Origin of the sequence: Streptomyces roseicoloratus (assembly GCF_004117935.1) — a bacterium.
Classification (GTDB): Bacteria; Actinomycetota; Actinomycetes; order Streptomycetales; family Streptomycetaceae; genus Streptomyces; species Streptomyces roseicoloratus.
The window spans coordinates 1-17397 of the sequence record NZ_SDOY01000044.1 but is presented as its reverse complement, the minus strand read 5'-3'; the positions used below and the strand labels follow the sequence as shown (position 1 = coordinate 17397).

At 74.0% G+C, this 17397-nt stretch carries 15 protein-coding genes; 7 read left to right on the top strand and 8 right to left on the bottom strand.

The window, feature by feature from the left end:
- Positions 1-514: 514 nt before the first annotated feature.
- The 3 genes from ESG85_RS03485 to ESG85_RS03475 form a co-directional block, all read right to left on the bottom strand.
- Complete coding sequence (locus tag ESG85_RS03485) at positions 515-1639, bottom strand: LLM class flavin-dependent oxidoreductase (protein WP_128976521.1); 1125 nt, start codon at positions 1637-1639, stop codon at positions 515-517.
- Positions 1640-1741: 102 nt separating this feature from the next.
- Positions 1742-2503, bottom strand: coding sequence for an SDR family NAD(P)-dependent oxidoreductase (locus ESG85_RS03480; RefSeq protein WP_128976520.1), 762 nt, complete (start codon positions 2501-2503; stop codon positions 1742-1744).
- Positions 2504-2516: 13 nt separating this feature from the next.
- Complete coding sequence (locus tag ESG85_RS03475) at positions 2517-3440, bottom strand: LLM class F420-dependent oxidoreductase (protein WP_128976519.1); 924 nt, start codon at positions 3438-3440, stop codon at positions 2517-2519.
- A 222-nt stretch (positions 3441-3662) separates the two neighbouring features.
- Here ESG85_RS03475 and ESG85_RS03470 point away from each other — a divergent pair, with 222 nt between their 5' ends.
- A complete protein-coding gene (locus ESG85_RS03470) occupies positions 3663-3896 on the top strand; it encodes a PIN domain-containing protein (RefSeq protein WP_246094788.1) in 234 nt (77 codons plus the stop codon).
- A gap of 66 nt (positions 3897-3962) precedes the next feature.
- Here the strand turns inward: ESG85_RS03470 and ESG85_RS03465 are convergent, their stop codons facing one another.
- On the bottom strand, positions 3963-5180 hold the full coding sequence (locus ESG85_RS03465; RefSeq protein ID WP_128976518.1) for an amidohydrolase family protein: 1218 nt from the start codon (positions 5178-5180) through the stop codon (positions 3963-3965).
- Between the two features lie 167 nt (positions 5181-5347).
- Between ESG85_RS03465 and afsR the strand changes: the two genes are divergently transcribed.
- Both afsR and ESG85_RS03455 read left to right on the top strand, forming a co-directional pair.
- The gene (gene afsR, locus ESG85_RS03460; protein ID WP_128976517.1) at positions 5348-8581 is read left to right on the top strand and encodes an SARP-family global regulator AfsR; all 3234 of its coding nucleotides are present in this window, start codon (positions 5348-5350) and stop codon (positions 8579-8581) included.
- Positions 8582-8835: 254 nt separating this feature from the next.
- Positions 8836-9039 carry a hypothetical protein gene (locus ESG85_RS03455; RefSeq protein ID WP_128976516.1) on the top strand — a complete coding sequence of 68 codons (204 nt, stop codon included), beginning with the start codon at positions 8836-8838 and terminating at the stop codon, positions 9037-9039.
- Between the two features lie 626 nt (positions 9040-9665).
- Here the strand turns inward: ESG85_RS03455 and ESG85_RS03450 are convergent.
- Positions 9666-11201: a FadD3 family acyl-CoA ligase gene (locus ESG85_RS03450; protein ID WP_128976522.1), complete on the bottom strand. Its 1536-nt coding sequence runs from the start codon at positions 11199-11201 to the stop codon at positions 9666-9668.
- Positions 11202-11316: 115 nt separating this feature from the next.
- Here ESG85_RS03450 and ESG85_RS03445 point away from each other — a divergent pair, with 115 nt between their 5' ends.
- The 3 genes from ESG85_RS03445 to ESG85_RS03435 are packed head-to-tail and all read left to right on the top strand — an operon-like array spanning position 11317 to position 13671.
- A complete protein-coding gene (locus tag ESG85_RS03445; RefSeq protein WP_128976515.1) occupies positions 11317-12459 on the top strand; it encodes a lipid-transfer protein in 1143 nt (380 codons plus the stop codon).
- A gap of 1 nt (position 12460) precedes the next feature.
- The gene (locus ESG85_RS03440; protein ID WP_128976514.1) at positions 12461-12892 is read left to right on the top strand and encodes a Zn-ribbon domain-containing OB-fold protein; all 432 of its coding nucleotides are present in this window, start codon (positions 12461-12463) and stop codon (positions 12890-12892) included.
- Positions 12889-13671 (top strand): enoyl-CoA hydratase/isomerase family protein, encoded by a 783-nt coding sequence (locus ESG85_RS03435; RefSeq protein ID WP_128976513.1) that lies wholly within the window; start codon positions 12889-12891, stop codon positions 13669-13671. The genes ESG85_RS03440 and ESG85_RS03435 overlap by 4 nt, the downstream gene beginning before the upstream one ends.
- 151 nt (positions 13672-13822) lie before the next feature.
- Here the strand turns inward: ESG85_RS03435 and ESG85_RS03430 are convergent, their stop codons facing one another.
- A complete protein-coding gene (locus tag ESG85_RS03430; RefSeq protein ID WP_128976512.1) occupies positions 13823-14338 on the bottom strand; it encodes a hypothetical protein in 516 nt (171 codons plus the stop codon).
- 146 nt (positions 14339-14484) lie between these two features.
- Complete coding sequence (locus ESG85_RS03425; protein ID WP_128976511.1) at positions 14485-15087, bottom strand: hypothetical protein; 603 nt, start codon at positions 15085-15087, stop codon at positions 14485-14487.
- 196 nt (positions 15088-15283) lie between these two features.
- Between ESG85_RS03425 and ESG85_RS35650 the strand changes: the two genes are divergently transcribed.
- A complete protein-coding gene (locus ESG85_RS35650) occupies positions 15284-16000 on the top strand; it encodes a hypothetical protein (RefSeq protein ID WP_246094787.1) in 717 nt (238 codons plus the stop codon).
- 3 nt (positions 16001-16003) lie between these two features.
- Here the strand turns inward: ESG85_RS35650 and ESG85_RS03415 are convergent.
- A partial coding sequence (locus tag ESG85_RS03415) for an outer membrane protein assembly factor BamB family protein (RefSeq protein ID WP_164986150.1) occupies positions 16004-17397 on the bottom strand: 1394 nt, incomplete at its 5' end.

Here is a 17397-nt window from a genome sequence, read left to right as displayed (position 1 = left end):
GCGGGACGATTGCCCACACGGAGGGGGACGACGCCCGCACCGCCCAGCCCAGGCGCCGCGCCCCACACGGAGGGGTTGCGACAACCACACCGCCCAGCCGGGCGCCGCGCCCCACACGGAGGGGAGCGACGACCACACCGCCCAGCCCAGGCGCCGCGCCCCACACGGAGGGGTTGCGACGCCCGCACCGCCCAGCCAGGCGCCCGCCGCGCCCCACACGGCGGGGTGCGACGACCGCAGCGCCCAGCCCAGGCGCCGCGCCCCGCACGGAGGGGGGCGACGCTCGGACCGCACCGACTGCTAGCGCGGCCCGCACGGGACCAGGGTCGGGTCTGCCGGCGGCCAAGGAGCGGACGCACGGGCGGACCGAGCACGGGCCGGAGGGCTTGGCAGACCCAGGGCCCGGGCCGGGATCGGACGGGTTCGGGCGGGGTGGCCCGCGCGGGGCCCGGGTTCGGGTCGGGCGGGGGCGGGTTCCGGCTCGGTGGGCGGTGGGGCACGGCCGTCGGCGGGGTCAGTCGGCCGCCGCCTGGCGGAAGCGGGTGGTGCGGTGGACGGGGTCCGTGTCGATCTCCGGGATCACGTGCTCGCCGATCAGCTTGATCGTGTTCATCGTGTCCTCGTAGGAGATGCCGATCGGCAGCCCGAACGACAGCTGGTCCGCGCCCGCCTGTTCCCAGCGCTTGCACTGGGCCAGGACCTCGCTCGGGTCGCCGCAGATCATCAGCTCCTCCTGGATGAGGAGTTCGATGATCTCGGCCGAGTACTCCGGGAGGAGCTCGGGCCACTCGGGGATGCCCTCGGGGCGCGGGAAGGTGTCGTGGTAGCGGAAGAGCAGCGACTGGAGGTAGTTGAGTCCGCCGCCGACGGCGATCTCGACGGCCTTGTCGTGGGTCTCGGCGCAGATCGCGGTCGAGGTCACCATGACGTTGTCGTTGACGAAGTCGCCGACCGCCCTGGCCTCCTTGATCGCGGTCTTGTAGGACTCGACGACCCACTCCATGTCGGAGACCTTCTGCACGCTGAAGCCGAGGACGCCGAGGCCCTTCCGGCCGGCCATGGCGTACGAGGACGGGGAGCCCGCCGCGTACCACATGGCCGGGTGGGACTTCCCGTACGGCTTGGGCAGGATCTTGCGCGGCGGGAGCGACCAGTGCTTGCCCTGGAAGCCCTCGTACTCGTCCTGCAGCCACATCTTGGGGAACTCGGCGATCGTCTCCTCCCAGAGTTCCTTGGTGTGGTTCATGTCCGTGATGCCCGGGAAGAAGCCGAGGATCTCGTGGGAGCCGGCGCCGCGGCCGGAGCCGAACTCGAAGCGGCCGCCGGAGAGGTGGTCGAGCATGGCGACCTTCTCGGCGACCTTCACCGGGTGGTTGACCGGGGCGAGCGGGTTGAAGATGCCGGAACCGAGGTGGATGCGCTCGGTGGCGTGGGCGAGGTACCCGAGGTAGACGTCGTTGGCGGAGAGGTGGGAGTACTCCTCCAGGAAGTGGTGCTCGGAGGCCCAGGCGTACTTGAACCCGGACCGGTCCGCCTGGATGACGTACTCGGTCTCCTCCATGAGGGCCTTGTGCTCGGCTTCGGGATCGGTCTCGGCGCGCTTGCCGACGTATCCCTGTACGAAGATCCCGAATTCCAAGGAAGTTCACCGTCCTCGTGAGTTTCTGACGTGTCGTCAGATTGTTGGATGCGGCGGGGGGTGTCAAGAGCTGATGATGCGTCAGATAGGGCGGGGAAGGCCTCAGAAGAGCCTGACGCCGGCCGTCCAGCCGCCGTCGATGACGAACGGCTGGCCGGTGATGTACGAGGAGTCCTCGGCCGTGAGGAAGAGCACGAGGGCCGCCACCTCCTCCGGGCGGCCGATCCGGCCCAGCGGGACGAGGTTCCGGTAGAGCTCCGCGGCGGCCGCCGGGTCCACGCCCTCCGGGTTGCTCATGGGGGTGTCGATCGCGCCCGGGCAGACCGCGTTGACCCGGATGCCGCGCGGCGCCAGCTCCAGGGCCGCGACCCGGGTCAGACCGAGCACGGCGTGCTTGGTCGCCGCGTACGCCCCGACTCCCGCCATGCCCGTCACGCCGGTGTACGAGGCGGTGTTGACGATCGTGCCGCCGCCGGCCGCCGCGATCTCCGGCGCGACCGCGCGGATGCCCAGGAAACAGCCCACCTGGTTGACCCGGACGATCGCCTGGAACTCGTCCAGCGGCGTCGACACCAGCTCGTTGAAGCGGAGGATGCCCGCGTTGTTGACGAGCCCGTCGATCCGCCCGAAGCGCTCCCTGGCGGCGGACACCGCGGACGCCCAGTCCGCCTCGCTCGTCACGTCGAGGCGGACGTACGCCGCCCGCTCCTCCCCCAGCTCCTTGGCGAGCGCCTCGCCCCGCTCGTCGAGCACGTCCCCGAGGACGACGCTCGCCCCCTCGGCGGCGAAGAGCCGCGCCTCCTGCTCGCCCTGTCCGCGCGCCGCGCCCGTGATGACGACGACGCGCCCGTCCAGCTTGCCCATGACCGCCGGCCCCTCAGTTCAGGTGCGGGGCGACGTCGGTCGCGAACGCCGCCATCTGGTCGGTGAGTTCGGTACGGCTCCGAGAGCGGAACCGGACCTGGATCTGCCGCACGCCCATCTCCCCGTAGGCGCGCAGCGACTCGGCGAGCTCCTGCGGCTTGCCGCTCAGGGTGCGCCGGCCGGTGTCCCAGCCGGGCTCGCCCACGTACAGGGCCTCGGTGATGGCGCCGACGGTGATCGGCGCCTCGATGCCGGCCTCCTCGCGCAACCGCCGCAGCCTGGCGATCCGCTCGGCGAGCCGGCCGCGCGGGTCTCCCTGCGGCAGCCAGCCGTCGCCCTTGAGCGCGGCCCGGCGCACGGCGGCGGGCGAGGAGCCTCCCACCCAGACGGGGACGCGGGCCTGCGCGGGCCGGGGCCGCTGACCGAGCTCGCGGAAGGAGTAGCGCGGTCCGTGGTGCTCCGGGAACTCGTCCGGCCCGAGCGCCGCCCGCAGCGCGTCGATCGTCTCGTCGAGCACGGCGCCGCGCCCCTCGAAGTCCGCGCCGACCGCCTCGAACTCCTCCCGCACGTGCCCGGCCCCGACCCCGAGGACCAGCCGCCCGCCGGAGAGGTGGTCGAGCGTCGCGTACGCCTTGGCGGTGACGAGCGGATGGCGCAGCCCGACGACGGCGACGTGCGAGAGCAGCCGGACCCGCTCGGTGGCGGCGGCCAGGAAGGAGAGGGTGGCCACCGGGTCGTACCAGACGGTGCTCATCGCGGCGGCGAGCCGGCGCGGGATGGCGACGTGGTCACAGCAGGCGACGTAGTCGAAGCCGTGCGCGTCGGCGACCCGGGCGACGGCGAGCAGGTCGTCGGGCCCGGCGGCGGCCTCCCAGGGTTCGGCGTAGAGGGTGCTCTGCGACTGGACGGGCAGCTGGATCCCGTAGACGACGGCCATGAGGCCTCCTCGATCTGACGAACCGTCAGCTTTGTGGGTGCCGCCCATGCTGTCCGCCGACGGCTCCACGGGCAAGGGGTCCGGCGGAACCGGCGGAACCCAGCGGGGCGGGCCGAACCGGCGGAACCCGGCGAGGCGGGCCGAACCGGCGGAGCCGACCCGCAGCGGGCCGAGTTCCCGTACAGCGCCCGTGATGTCCGCGAGTACGACGAGATCGCGGAAATGTTCGCCGACCTCTACCCCGACATGGCCGTACCCAAGGGGGCACCCCGCTGGATCGGCTCCGTGCGGCACCGGATGGCGAAGGCCGGCGAGCACAGGAGGGCTTCGGCCGTCGACCTGGCCGTCGCGGCCCATCACGGACCGACGTCGTCCACGGCGATGCCGGCTACCGCACGATCGCCCCGTCACGCGACCGACCCGAACGCGCACGGCGTCCGCGACGTCCTGCCGTAGGGCGCGACCGGAACGGTCGCGGCCGGACCGGTCCCGCCGGGGCCGCCGTCGGCCGGAGTGCCGGTGTCACGGGCGCCAGAGGCCGTCCTCCGTCAGGCCGAGGAGCTCGATCGCGTTGCCGCGGACGATGCGCTCGACGACGTCCGGGGCCAGGTGGCCCATCTGGGCCTCGCCGACCTCCCTGGACTTGGGCCAGGTGGAGTCCGAGTGCGGGTAGTCCGTCTCGTAGAGGACGTTGCCGGCACCGATCGCGTCGAGGTTGCGCAGGCCGAAGGCGTCGTCGAAGAAGCAGCCGTAGACGTGCTCGGCGAACAGCTCCGACGGCGGGCGCAGCACCTTCCCGGCCACCCCGCCCCAGCCCCTGTTCTCCTCCCACACCACGTCGGCGCGCTCCAGGATGTACGGGATCCAGCCGATCTGGCCCTCCGCGTACATGATCCGGAGGTTCGGGAAGCGCTCGAACTTGCCGCTCATCAGCCAGTCGACCATCGAGAAGCAGCAGTTGGCGAAGGTGATGGTGGAGCCGACGGCGGGCGGCGCGTCGGCGGACGTGGACGGCATCCGGCTCGACGAGCCGATGTGCATCGCGATCACGGTGCCGGTCTCGTCGCACGCGCGCAGGAACGGGTCCCAGTGGTCGGTGTGGACCGACGGCAGCCCGAGGTGCGGCGGGATCTCCGAGAACGCGACGGCCCGGACACCGCGCGCGGCGTTGCGTCGCACCTCGGCCGCGGCGAGCTCCGGGTCCCACAGCGGGATCAGCGTGAGCGGGATCAGCCGGCCCCGCGCCTCGGGTCCGCACCACTCCTCGACCATCCAGTCGTTGTAGGCGCGGACGCCGAGGAGGCCGAGTTCACGATCGGCGGCTTCGGTGAAGGTCTGTCCACAGAAGCGGGGGAACGTGGGGAAGCAGAGCGCGGACTGGACGTGGTTGACGTCCATGTCGGCGAGGCGGTCGGGGACGCTGTACGAGCCCGGGCGCATCTGCTCGTACGTGATGACCTCGAGCCGTATCTCGTCGCGGTCGTAGCCGACGGCGGTGTCGAGCCGGGTGAGGGGCCGGTGCAGGTCCTCGTAGACCCACCAGTCGCCGATGGGGCCTTCGTCCCCTTTGGCGCCCATCACGGGGGCGAACTTACCGCCCAGAAAGGTCATTTCCTTCAGCGGGGCGCGGACGATCCGGGGGCCGGCGTCGCGATAGCGGGACGGGAGCCGGTCCTGCCAGACGTGCGGGGGCTCCACGGTGTGGTCGTCCACCGAAATGATCTTGGGGAAGCTCTCCATGCGTTTCACGGTAGCGTCGATCTGACGATCCGTCAGCAAACTGGTACGGGCGGCGTGGACGTCGGGCCGTCCGCACCGTTCGTGAACGGCCGACCCGATGCTGACGCGCGCCCTCCGGACAAGGCAGACTGTCTCGGGCGAAACCAGCTGTACGGGCAGGGGGACATATGGACCGTGAGAACGGGCCGCGCGTTCCGGGACAGCGGACTCCGGCACCGGGTTCCGCCAGAACCGGCACCCGGCCTGCCGACGACCGGCGCTCCGGCGCGCCCGAGGACACCGGGGCGGGTACGCCGGGCATGGCGAGCGGGGCCCCCGGGGCGCACGGGGCCGCCGGAACCACCGACGTGGCGGGCACGGCCGAGGTGACCGGCGCCGCCGGGGTGGGCGGTGCGGGTGACGTAGGCGGTGCAGCCGGCGTAGGTGGTGCGGGTGACGTAGCCGGTACGGGTGGTGTGACCGGTACCGCCGGTACCGTCGGCGCCGCCGGTGCGGCGGATGACGCCGGCGGCGGGCTCAGCTTCGCCGTGCTCGGGCCCGTGCGGGCCGCACGGGGTGGCGCGGCGGTGCCCACCGGGTCGCCGCAGCAGCGGGCCCTGCTCGCCGCCCTGCTTCTGCGGGACGGACGCACCGCCACCGCCTCCGAGCTGATCGACGCCATCTGGGGCGAGGACCCGCCGTCCCAGGCGCTCGCCGCCGTCCGCACGTACGCCTCCCGGCTGCGCAAGGCGCTCGACCCGGGCGTCCTCGTCAGCGAGTCCGGCGGCTACGCCCTGCGCACCTCCTCCCTCGACCTCACCCGGGCCCACGACCTCGCCGCCGAGGCGGAGAAGCTGCGCGCGGCCGGGCGGCGCGGCACGGCCCGCGAGCGGCTGAACGAGGCCCTGGCCCTGTGGGACGGCGAGGCGCTCGCCTCCGTCCCCGGCCCGTACGCCGAGACCCAGCGCACCCGCCTGGAGGAGTGGCGGCTCCAGCTCCTGGAGACCCGGCTCGACCTCGACCTGGAGGTCGGCGCGCACGCCGAGGCGGTCTCGGAGCTGACCGCGCTGACCGCCGCCCACCCGCTGCGCGAGCGCCTGCGGGAACTCCTCATGCTCGCCCTGTACCGGTCCGGCCGGCAGGCCGAGGCGCTCGCCGTCTACGCCGACACCCGGCGGCTGCTCGCCGACGAGCTGGGCGTCGACCCGAACCCCGAACTCTCCCGGCTCCAGCAGCGCATCCTCCAGGCCGACGCCGAACTCGCCCGGCCCGTCGAGGAGTCGGCCCCGGCGCCGGCGCCCGTCGCCCGGCCCGCGCAACTGCCCGCCACCGTCCCGGACTTCACCGGGCGCGCCGGATTCGTACGGGAGCTGGGCCTCCGGCTCGCGACCGCCGAGGGCTCGGTCATGGCCGTGTCCGCACTCGCCGGCATCGGCGGCGTGGGCAAGACGACGCTCGCCGTACACGTCGCGCACGAGGCCCGGCCGCACTTCCCGGACGGTCAGCTGTACGTCGACCTCCAGGGCGCCGGGTCGCGGGCGGCGGCCCCGGAGGCCGTGCTCGGCGCGTTCCTGCGCGCCCTGGGCACGCCCGACTCGGCGATCCCGGACTCCCTGGACGAGCGGGCGGCGCTCTACCGCTCCACGCTCGACGGCCGCCGGGTGCTCGTGCTGCTCGACAACGCGCGCGACGCCGCGCAGATCCGTCCGCTGCTGCCCGGCACGGCCGGCTGCGCGGCCCTCGTGACCAGCCGGATCCGGATGGTCGACCTGGCGGGCGCGCACCTGGTGGACCTGGACGTCATGTCGCCCGACGAGGCACTGCAGCTCTTCACCCGGATCGTGGGCGAGGAGCGGGTGCGGGCCGAGCGGGAGGCGGCGCTCGACGTGGTCGCGGCGTGCGGCTTCCTGCCGCTGGCGATCCGCATCGCGGCCTCGCGCCTCGCGGCGCGGCGCACCTGGACGGTGTCGGTCCTCGCCGCGAAGCTCGCGGACGAGCGACGGCGCCTGGACGAGCTGCAGGCGGGCGACCTGGCCGTGAAGGCCACCTTCGAGCTGGGCTACGGGCAGCTGGAGCCCGCCCAGGCGCGGGCCTTCCGCCTGCTGGGCCTCGCCGACGGGCCGGACATCTCGCTGGCGGCGGCCGCGGCGGTCCTGGACCTGCCGGAGTGGGAGACCGAGGACCTGCTGGAGGCCCTGGTCGACACGTCCCTGGTGGAGTCCGCCGCCCCGGGCCGCTACCGCTACCACGACCTGGTCCGCCTCTACGCGCGTGCCTGCGCGGAACGCGACGAACACCCGCCGGTGGAACGGGAGCTGGCGCTGTCGCGACTCCTCGACTTCTACCTGGCGACGGCGGCGCGGGTGTACGCGATCGAGCGGCCGGGCGACCGGACGGTGGACCACCTCGAGACCACCGACGGCGCCGGGCTGTCGTTCTCCGACGCGGGGCAGGCCCTGGACTGGCTGCACGCCGAGGCGGACTGCGTGCTCGCGTGCGCCCAGCAGTCGCTGTCCCGGCCGTTCGTGCGCCGGGCCGTCGACCTCCTGATGGCCGCCAAGGACCTCGCCGAGTCGGGGGCCAACGCCCACCGCTACGAGACCGCGGCGAAGGCGGTCCGTGACGCCGCGCGCGCCTTCGGCGACGCCTGCTCCGAGGGCCGGGCCCGCACGACCCTCAGCCAGCTCTACAGCACGGCGGGCCGGTTCGAGGAGGCCGCTGCGGAGGCGGGCGCCGCCGACGCGCTGAGCCGGGTGTCCGGGGATCCCTGGACGCTGGCGAACGCGCCGAACGAGCGGGGCATCCTCGCGCTCTACGAGAACCGGCACGCCGACGCCGAGGCCCATCTGTCCAAGGCCCGCGAGGCGTTCCGCGCCGACGCGAACCGGCCGGGCGAGGCGAGCGCGCTCTGCAACCTGTCGCGGGTGCACCTGGCGACGGGCCGGGTGGCCGGCGCGGTGGACCTGGCGAAGCAGGGCATCGCGATCTACGAGTCGGCGGACGCGGGTCTGGCGCTGCGGCTGGCGAACGGCAAGTACGCGCTGGGCCTGGCGCTCACCGCGGCCGGGCAGACCGCCCGGGCGTGCGAGGTGCTGACCGAGGCGCTGGCCGTGTTCCAGGAGAGCCGGCAGCAGCTCTGGCACGGCATGACCCTGTTCCGGATCGCGGAGGTGCACCTCGCCGACCGCAAGCACGCCTCCGCCGCTTCGAGCGCCGAGCAGGCCCTTTCCGTGCTCCACGGCATCGGCGGCGACTGGCGGCGGGCGAACGTCCTGACCGTCCTGGGCCGCAGCCTGGCGGGGCTCGGGCAGACCGGCCGGGCGAGGGCGTGCTGGGGTGACGCCCTCGCGGTCTTCGAGCGGTCGGACTCCCCCGAGGCCGAGGCCGTCCGGGACCTGCTCCATCCGGCCGCCGCGGCGTGACCCGCGGGGGCTCGGCAGGGGCCGGACGGCGTTGCTCCGGGCCCGACCCGGTCTGGGCTGGGCGTTCATCGTTCGTTTATCTCCGGGCGCCATCCTCGGAGTTGTCGATGCGTCGCGTCGGGGGGCAGGCGAATCGGCACGAGGCCCCACCGTTAAGGTGATCGGCTTTGGACGTCGTCCGCCCGGCGATTCACGGGGGAATTGCCGGACGGACGGCTCTACTATCCGCCTTCGACGATTCAGGAGTCGACTCCATGGCCGACAACCTCAAGCCCGCTGACTCGCACGCCACCGGCGAGGAGATCACCACGCTGGACTCCCACGCCACCAGCGAGCCGATCAAGCCGCTCGGCGCGCAGACCGGCGAGGAGGTCACGACGCTGGACTCCCACGCCACCAGTGAGCCGATCAAGCCGATCAAGCCGCTGGACTCCCACGCGACCGGCGGGACGATCTGACGGCACGGCCACAAGCCGTTCCACCACGGGGGACGGTTCCGGCGGCGCCATCGGGGGAGTCGCCGGGGCCGAGCGGGGGCCGTACGGGGCGCGGGCACGGGGGACGCCCGAGGGGACCGGGGGGAAACCTGGGGCAGGGTCCGCTCGCTCCGTACGGGACCGATGAGGAGGGGCCGGGCAGCAGCCCGGCCCCTTCGTCGCACCCGGCCGCCCGGCCCGCGTTCCCGGCCCGCGTTCCCGGCCTGCGTTCCCGGCCCGCGATCCCGACCCGCGTTCCCGGCCCGCGGGCGGGGCGCCGGGCCGCCCGGGCCGGTCGTCGCCGCGCCACGCGACCTGACGGATTCAGCCATCATGGCTCGCACCCGCGTTCGACCTGGCCGATGATCGTCCCTGTTCGGCACGGCAGGCGGTGGGGACCGTCCGGCCGTGCGGGACGAGGCACGCCACGCGCGCGCAAAGGGGGGAGGGCCCGGACCGGCCACCACACCGGTCCGGGCCCTACGCCGTCCGACGCCTCACGGACTCCTGACGGCCCGGCGCCCGAGACGTTCGCGCTTCGCGCTCCTCAGGCCTCTTCCCGTTCTCGCGGAGCTCGGCTCCGGGCCGCCGAGGACGCGGGTCGCACGCTAGCGAGCTCGCAGCTCCCCCTTGACCACCTTCCCGCTCGCGTTCCTCGGGAGCTCCGTGACGAACTCGACCCGCCGCGGGACCTTGTAGTTCGCCATCTCGCGGCGGGACCAGGCGATGACGTCGTCGGCCGTCAGGGTCGAGCCCGGGCGCCGCACCACGTACGCCTTGCCGACCTCGCCCAGTCGCGGGTCCGGGACGCCGATGACGGCGGCGTCGGCGATGTCGGGGTGGAGGCCCAGGAGCTGTTCGATCTCCGCCGGGTAGGCGTTGAAGCCGCCGACGATGAACATGTCCTTGATCCGGTCGGTGATGCGGAGGTTTCCGGCCTCGTCCAGGACGCCCACGTCACCCGTGTGCAGCCAGCCGTCCGCGTCGACCGCCGCCGCCGTGGCCGCCTCGTCCTCGAAGTAGCCCCGCATGACGTGGAAGCCCCGCACCAGTACCTCGCCCGCCTCCGACAGGCGGACCTCCGTGCCGGGGATGGCCCGGCCCGAGGTGGTCGCGACGACCTCCGCCGGGTCGCCGCGCCGGCACATCGTCACGATGCCGCTCGCCTCGGAGAGGCCGTACGCGGTGAGGACGGTGGCGACGCCGAGTTCGGCGCGGAGGCGTTCCACGAGCCGGAGCGGGACGACCGCCGCGCCGGTGACGACGAGGCGGAGGGTGGACAGGTCGTGGGCGGCGCGGGACGGGTGGTCGAGGAGCGACTGGTGGAGGGTCGGCGGGCCCGGCAGGACGGAGATCCGCTCGGCCGCGACGTGGGCGAGGACGGTGTCCACGCCGAAGACCGGCTGCGGGACCATCACCGCGCCGCGCAGCAGGCAGGCGATGATCCCGGCCTTGTAGCCGAAGGTGTGGAAGAAGGGGTTCACGATCAGGTAGCGGTCGCCCTCCCGCAGGCCCGCCAGCTCGCTCCACACCTCGTAGCAGCGCAGGGTCTGCCCGTGGGTGACGACGACGCCCTTCGGCCGGCCCGTGGTGCCCGAGGTGTAGACGATGTCGGAGGGCGAGGACGGGCTGAGGGCCGCCGAGCGCGCCCGGACCTCCTCCTGGCTCACCCCGTCGCCCTCCGCGAGGAAGGACTTCCAGGTCGTGTAGGCCGGGTCGTCCGGCACGGTGTCGCTGAAGACCACCACCCGTTCCAGGTGCGGGAGTTCCACGTCGGCCCGGCGCAGCGAGGCCACGTACGAGGTGCCCAGGAAGGTGCCCGTGACGAACAGCAGCCGGGCCCGTGAGCGGGCCAGCACGTCGGCCGCCTCGGCGCCCTTGAAGCGGGTGTTCAGCGGGACGAGCACCGCGCCCGCGCTGACCGCGCCGAGCGCCGAGACGATCCAGTCGAGCGTGTTGGGCGCCCAGACCGCGACCCGGTCCCCCGTCCGTACGCCCGCCGCCACGCACGCGGCCGCCGCCCGTTCGACGCGGGTGCCGAGCTCGGCGTACGAGACGCGGACGCGGCCCTCGACGACCGCCTCGCGCGGCCCGTACCGCTCGGCCGCCCCGCGCACCAACTCCGCTATCGAGCCGTACTCCATCGCCGTCCCGCCTCCCGTGGCCGTGACCCCGAAGCCTGTCACCCGTAGCTGACTATCCGTCAGATTAGCTGTAGCCTGACGCGCTGTCAGCAACGAGGACACCGAGGGGGACGCCGTGCTCAAGGACCGCACAGCCATCGTCGGGATCGGCCAGACCGCCTTCGCGAAACACCTCCCCGAGTCCGAGAAGACCCTCGCCTGCCGGGCGGTCCTCGCCGCCCTCGACGACGCCGGGATCGCACCCGCCGAGGTCGACGCCTTCGCCTCGTACACGATGGAGGAGACCGACGAGGTCGAGGTCGCCAAGGCGATCGGCGCCGGCGACGTCACCTTCTTCTCCAAGGTCGGCTACGGCGGCGGCGGCTCCTGCGCCACCGTCGCCCACCTCGCCGCCGCCGTCGCGACCGGGCAGGCGAGCGTCGGCGTCGCCTGGCGCTCGCGCAAGCGCGGCAGCGGGCCCCGGCCCTGGAAGAACACCGCCGTCCAGCTGCCCACGCCCGGCCAGTGGACCCGGCCCTTCGGACTGCTGCGGCCCGCCGACGAGATCGGCATGCTCGCCCGCCGCTACATGCACGAGTACGGCGCCACCCGCGACCACCTCTTCAACGTCGCCCTCGCCTGCCGCAACCGGGCCAACCAGAACCCGGACGCGATCATGTACGACCGCCCGCTGACCCGCGAGATGTACATGACCTCCCGCTGGATCAGCGAACCGCTCTGCCTCTTCGACAACTGCCTGGAGACGGACGGCGCGCTGGCCTGCGTCGTCGTCTCCGCCGAGCGCGCCCGCGACTGCCCGCGCCGGCCCGTCTACGTCCACTCCGCCGCCCAGGGCCTGCCCGCCCAGCACCACGGCATGGTCAACTACTGGAACGACGACCCGCTCACCGGCCCCGCCTGGACCGCCGCCCGACACCTCTGGAAGCAGGCCGACTTCGGGCCCGCGGACGTCGACGTCGCCCAGATCTACGACGCCTTCACCCCGCTCGTCCCGCTCTCCCTGGAGGGCTACGGCTTCTGCGGCCGCGGCGAGGGCGGCGCGTTCACCGAGGGCGGCGCGCTGGAGATCGGCGGCCGGCTGCCGCTCAACACCGGCGGCGGCGGACTCTCCGAGGCGTACGTCCACGGCTTCAACCTCATCACCGAAGGCGTGAAACAGCTCCGCGGCACCTCCACCGCCCAGGTCCCGGACGCCCGCACCTGCCTCGTCACCGCCGGCGAGGGCGTCCCCACATCCGCGATCCTGCTGAGGAGTTGAGATGCTCACCCCCGTCATCGACGAGGACGGCGCGCCCTTCTGGGAGTACGCCGCCCGAGGCGAACTCCGGATCCAGGCCTGCGCCGCCGACGGCTGCGGCGAACTCCGCTTCCCGCCCCGCCCCTGCTGCCCGCACTGCCGGTCCTTCGCCGGCGAGTGGCGGCTCATGTCCGGGCGCGGCCGGATCTGGTCCTACGTCGTGCCCCACCCGCCGCTGCTGCCCGACTACGCCGCGCAGGCCCCGTACAACGCGGTCCTCGTCGAACTCGCCGACGCCCCCCGCATCCGCCTCGCCGGCAACGTCGTCGCCGCCCCCGACGCGCCCCTGGACTCCGTCGACCCGGCCCGGCTGCGCATCGGCGCCGCCGTGCGGGTCGCCTTCACCGAGACCGGCGGCGTGACCGTGCCCCGCTGGATCCTGGAGCGCGGATGAGCGTCCGAGTCGAACGGGACACGGAGACCGGGGTCGCCGTCGTCACCCTCGACCGGCCCGCCAGGCACAACGCGCTCACCCTCGGCATGGCGCGCGAGCTCGGCGAGGTCTGGCGCGGATTCCGCTACGAGGACGAGGTCAGGGCGGTCGTCGTCACCGGCGCCGGCGGGCGGGCGTTCTGCACCGGCATCGACCGGGACGACGCCGGACGCGTGCCGCAGCCCTCCTCGCCGTACGCGATCGACGACCCGCTGGTCGCCGTCGGCCCCAAGGCCAACGACCTGTGGAAACCCGTGATCGCCGCGGTCGAGGGGCTGGCCTGCGGCGGGGCCTTCTACCTGCTCGGCGAGGCCGAGTTCCTGATCGCGGGCGAGACCGCGCAGTTCTTCGACCCGCACACCACCTACGGCATGGTCAGCGCCTTCGAGACCGTCCACATGGCGCAGCGGATGCCGCACGGCGAGGTCGCCCGGATGGCCCTGATGGGCACCGCCGAGCGGATCTCGGCGCGGCGCGCGTACGAGACGGGCCTGGTCAGCGAACTCACCCCGGCGGGTGAGGCGCTCGCCGCCGCCGTCCGCGCCGCCGCCGTCGTCGCCGCGCACCCGACCGCGGCCGTCCAGGGCACGGTACGGGCCCTGTGGGCGGCCAAGGAGGCCGCCCGCGCCCAGGCCCTCGCCCACGCACCGCACCTGGTGACGCTCGGGAACCTGCCGGCGGACCGGCAGGCGGAGCTGTTCAGGGCGCGGGGCGGGGACGGGAGCCACCGGGTGCGCTGAGGCGGCGGCCCCGGGCCGCGATGCGGCGCCGGGGCTGCGGCGGGGCGGCGGTCCGGCGCCGTTGTGGCGACGGGGCGGCGGTCCGGCGCCGTGTCGCGGCGGTGCGGCGACGGGGCGCCGTAGTGGCCGCGGTGCGGGCGTGGGCCGCTCGTCAGCCCATGGTGCGGTTGGCGAAGGCGACCTCGCAGCGGGTGTACTCGGAGCCGTTGCCGGAGCCGGTGTACGGGGTGGTGGCCTCGGTGGACTTCGACGCGCCGCCCTCGACCCGCAGGTCGTCGACCTCGGCGATGGCGAGGCCGGCGGTCTTGCCCGCGTCACCCTTGAACTGCATGGTGACGTCGTAGAGATACGCCGAGGAGTCGCTGTTGGTGATCGTCAGCTTGGCGACCAGGTTCTTGCCGTCGGCGCTCAGCGTGCACTCGTCGATCTTGACGTCACGCGAGGCGCGGTCGCGCGACGAGCCGCCGACGCCGCTGACGCTGCCGGTGGAGCCGCCGGAGCTGCTGGAGCTGCTGCCGTCGGAGCCGCTGCTGGAGTGGTCGGAGCCGCTGGAGCCGTGGCTGCTGCTGCCACCACCACAGCTGCCGCCGTGGGATCCGCGGGCACCGGTGAGGGCGACCAGGGCGATACCGAAGACAGCGATGGCGCGGACATGACGAAGCTTCACGCTTCAAACCCCCGTGGAGAGTATGTGCGAGTGCACAGGCAGTGTGACGGTGCCCGTCCACGACGTTCGTTGACAGGCGCACGACACCATACTGGACGCGGAGGCCCTCGCATTCCCACGCCTCAGCAGGCGCCTGCGATCGGACCCTACGAGGAGGTGGGCGAGGGCGTGGCGCCGGACGCGACCTCACGCACCTCGTCCACCTGACACCGCTTCACCCGACCGACGTTCTTCGGGTTCCGCATCGCAACGTCGATGGTCGTGGACGCGTTGCCGTCCACGGAGACCTCGGTCTCGGTCCGCTCCACCGTGGAGCCGCCGGCGCCCTTGAACTCCACGACCACCGTGAACGTCCGCGCGTACGGACTGCGCGAGACGACCTTCAGGCCGGCCGTGGTGTCCGCCTTCCGGGCCGGCCTGCCCTTGCGCTTCTGCTGCGCGGGCTCGACGCAGTCGACGACGAAGGCCTCGACGTCCGAGGACGGCGCCGAGGTGACGGTCGGGTCCGGCGCGTACGTGGAGCCGTTCGCGCCCGAACCGTCCGAGCCGGCCGAGCCGCCCGAGCCGTCGTAGTCGTAGTCGTCGTTCTTCTTCTTGGAGCTGGAACAGCCGCCGCCGCTGCGGCTCTTGCTCTTCCCGCTCTTGCTCTTGCCACCGCCGTGGCCACCGCTGCTGCTCGTCTGGAAGCCGGTGAGCGCGAGCACGACCACCGTGAGCGTGGCAGCCAGCTTGACCCTGGTGCGGACCATCGCCGCCCCTCCCTGTCCGTTCCGTGCCCGCGTCGTCCGACGGGTGCGCGTCACCTTAGGCCATCTCCTCCGGGCCTCGCCGGGCCCCGGCCCGCTCCGGAGGAAGCGGCTCGGCGCCGCCCTCCGTCGCCTGGCGGGGGCCCCGCACCCGGCGTAGCGTCGACAGCGAGAGCCGGACCGAAGGAGGCCGATCGCGGTGATCCGCAACGTCGTCGGCTCGATCCTGGCCCTCGCCGGAGCGACGGCCGCCGTCTGGAGCCCCTTCCGTGCCTGGTACGACGGCCGTCACGGGCGCGACTATCCGATCGAGGACCTCTTCACGGGCATCACCGACGCCAAGGCCGACGTCATGGCCTCGATCCTGCTGCCCTTCCTCTTCGCCGCCCTCCTCACGCTCGCGGGCGTCGTGTTCCGCAGCCGGTGGCTCGTCGCCCTCGCCGGTCTCGTCGTCCTCGGCTTCACGATCCTGTGGATGGTGCGGGTCGGTCAGGCCGAGGGCGGCCTGACCATCGAGTCCGACGGCCGGGGCCTCGGCGACGGCGTCGCCAACGCGCTGGGCGGCGGCGTGCTGTTGCTCATCGGCGCGGTGGTGATGTCCGGGCGGCGTCCGCACGCCACCCGCGTGGACCGCACCCCCCGGCCGGACCACGCGCCCCACCCGCCGTACGACGCGGGACGGGGGCCGGACGAGCCGTACGGGCGGGAGCACCCGCCGAACGGGCAGGAGCGCGGGCCGTACGGGCGGGAGCACCCGCCGCACGAGTCCGAGCGCCCGCCGTACGCCGCGCCGCCGGACGAGCAGCAGACGCGGACGTACCCCGCCGTGCCGCCCGTCGCCTGGCCGCCGCCGGAGGGCGAGCCGCCCCGTGAGGACCCGCCGCCGGGCGGCGGCCGGCCGCCGGAGCGGCCCTGAGCCCTACGCGCCCCGGTTCGTCGCCGTGCCCTTCACCGCGTCGAGCGCGTACACGCACCGGTCCTTGCTGCACGCGTACACGACGCCGTTCCTGGCCACCGGCGAGCCGGTGATCTCGCCGCCGGTCGCCAGCTTCCAGCGCAGCTGGCCGCCGCCCGCGTCCAGCGTGTAGAGCACGTGGTCGGCGGAGCCGAAGTGCACCCGGCCGTCGGCGACCACGGGCGTGCCGATGAGCTCGCCGCCCGCCGCGAACCGCCACTTCGGGGTGCCGGTGACCGCGTCGAGGGTGTACAGCGCGCTGCCGCTGCCGACGTGGACGTTGCCCGCGGCGATCAGCACCGGCTCGGTCGACTGGCGGGGCTCGGTCGCGATCCGCCAGCGGTCCTTGCCGGTCGTCGCGTCCAGCGCGTAGACCGTGCCGAGGTGGTCGGCCAGGTACACGCCGCCGCCCGTGACCGCGGGTCCCGGGGCGAACGCGGGCGGCGACAGGAACACCGCCGGCGCCTCGAAGTGCCAGCGCACGTGCCCGCTCGCGATGTCCACGGAGAGCACGCGGGTGCCGGCCGCGACGTACACACAGCCGTCCTCGGCCGGGGCGACCCGGACCGGCACCTGGGCGCAGGAGGCGGCGTCGCCGATCGGGTACGACCAGCGCTCGGCACCCGTACGGGCGTCGAGCGCGAGCAGCCGCGCGTCGCGCCACACGTAGACGGTGTCGCCGTGCACGGCGGGCCCGCCCTCGGGCGTCTCGAAGTCCGTCTGGGCGCCGGTGATCTCCCACAGCCTGGCGCCGTTGGAGGCCTCCCAGGCCTGGACGCCGCCGCCGCGGGTGCCGGTGACGACGGTGCCGCGGTCCACCTGGAGGGAGTACACCCAGGCGTCCGTGTGCAGCCGCCAGCGCTCGCTGCCGTCGAGCGCGTCGAGGGCGTACAGCGTCGGCCCGTCCGAGGCGTGGATACGGCCTCCGGCCACCGCCATCGACCAGGCGACGTCGCGGGTCTTGAACTGGCGCCGGCCGCTCGCCGTGTCCAGGGCGTGCACCTCGAAGGAGGTGACGTACAGCAGGTCGCCGTCGACGACCGGGGTGCCCCACACGTCGTTCGACATGCGGAAACGCCAGGGACGCCAGTGCCCGGGCGTCTCCGGCGCCGGGGTGCCGCCGTCGGCGGCCCGGGCCGGTCCCGGCAGCGGGCGGGAGCCGGGCGGCGGGCCCGGCTCGGCGCCGTTCGGGCCGCCGCCGGGCGGGCGGATCCAGCCGGTGGCGGTGCCGACGGCGGCGCCCGGTGCGAGGGCGACGGCCGCGCGGGTGTCGGCCACCCGGGGGCCGGGGCCGATGGGCACGGTGGAGCCGCCGAGCCGTACCGGACCGGCGTCGGACTCGGCGGGACCGGCGTGCC

Bases quoted from the DNA above. Each gene is read 5' to 3' on its own strand.
- ESG85_RS03455 (WP_128976516.1), top strand. From the start codon at position 8,836: ATGGCCGACAACCTCAAGCCCGCTGACTCGCACGCCACCGGCGAGGAG.
- ESG85_RS03475 (WP_128976519.1), bottom strand. From the start codon at position 3,440: ATGGCCGTCGTCTACGGGATCCAGCTGCCCGTCCAGTCGCAGAGCACC.
- afsR (WP_128976517.1), top strand. From the start codon at position 5,348: ATGGACCGTGAGAACGGGCCGCGCGTTCCGGGACAGCGGACTCCGGCA.
- ESG85_RS03465 (WP_128976518.1), bottom strand. From the start codon at position 5,180: ATGGAGAGCTTCCCCAAGATCATTTCGGTGGACGACCACACCGTGGAG.
- ESG85_RS03480 (WP_128976520.1), bottom strand. From the start codon at position 2,503: ATGGGCAAGCTGGACGGGCGCGTCGTCGTCATCACGGGCGCGGCGCGC.
- ESG85_RS03470 (WP_246094788.1), top strand. From the start codon at position 3,663: ATGTTCGCCGACCTCTACCCCGACATGGCCGTACCCAAGGGGGCACCC.
- ESG85_RS03425 (WP_128976511.1), bottom strand. From the start codon at position 15,087: ATGGTCCGCACCAGGGTCAAGCTGGCTGCCACGCTCACGGTGGTCGTG.
- ESG85_RS03440 (WP_128976514.1), top strand. From the start codon at position 12,461: ATGCTCACCCCCGTCATCGACGAGGACGGCGCGCCCTTCTGGGAGTAC.
- ESG85_RS03450 (WP_128976522.1), bottom strand. From the start codon at position 11,201: ATGGAGTACGGCTCGATAGCGGAGTTGGTGCGCGGGGCGGCCGAGCGG.
- ESG85_RS03435 (WP_128976513.1), top strand. From the start codon at position 12,889: ATGAGCGTCCGAGTCGAACGGGACACGGAGACCGGGGTCGCCGTCGTC.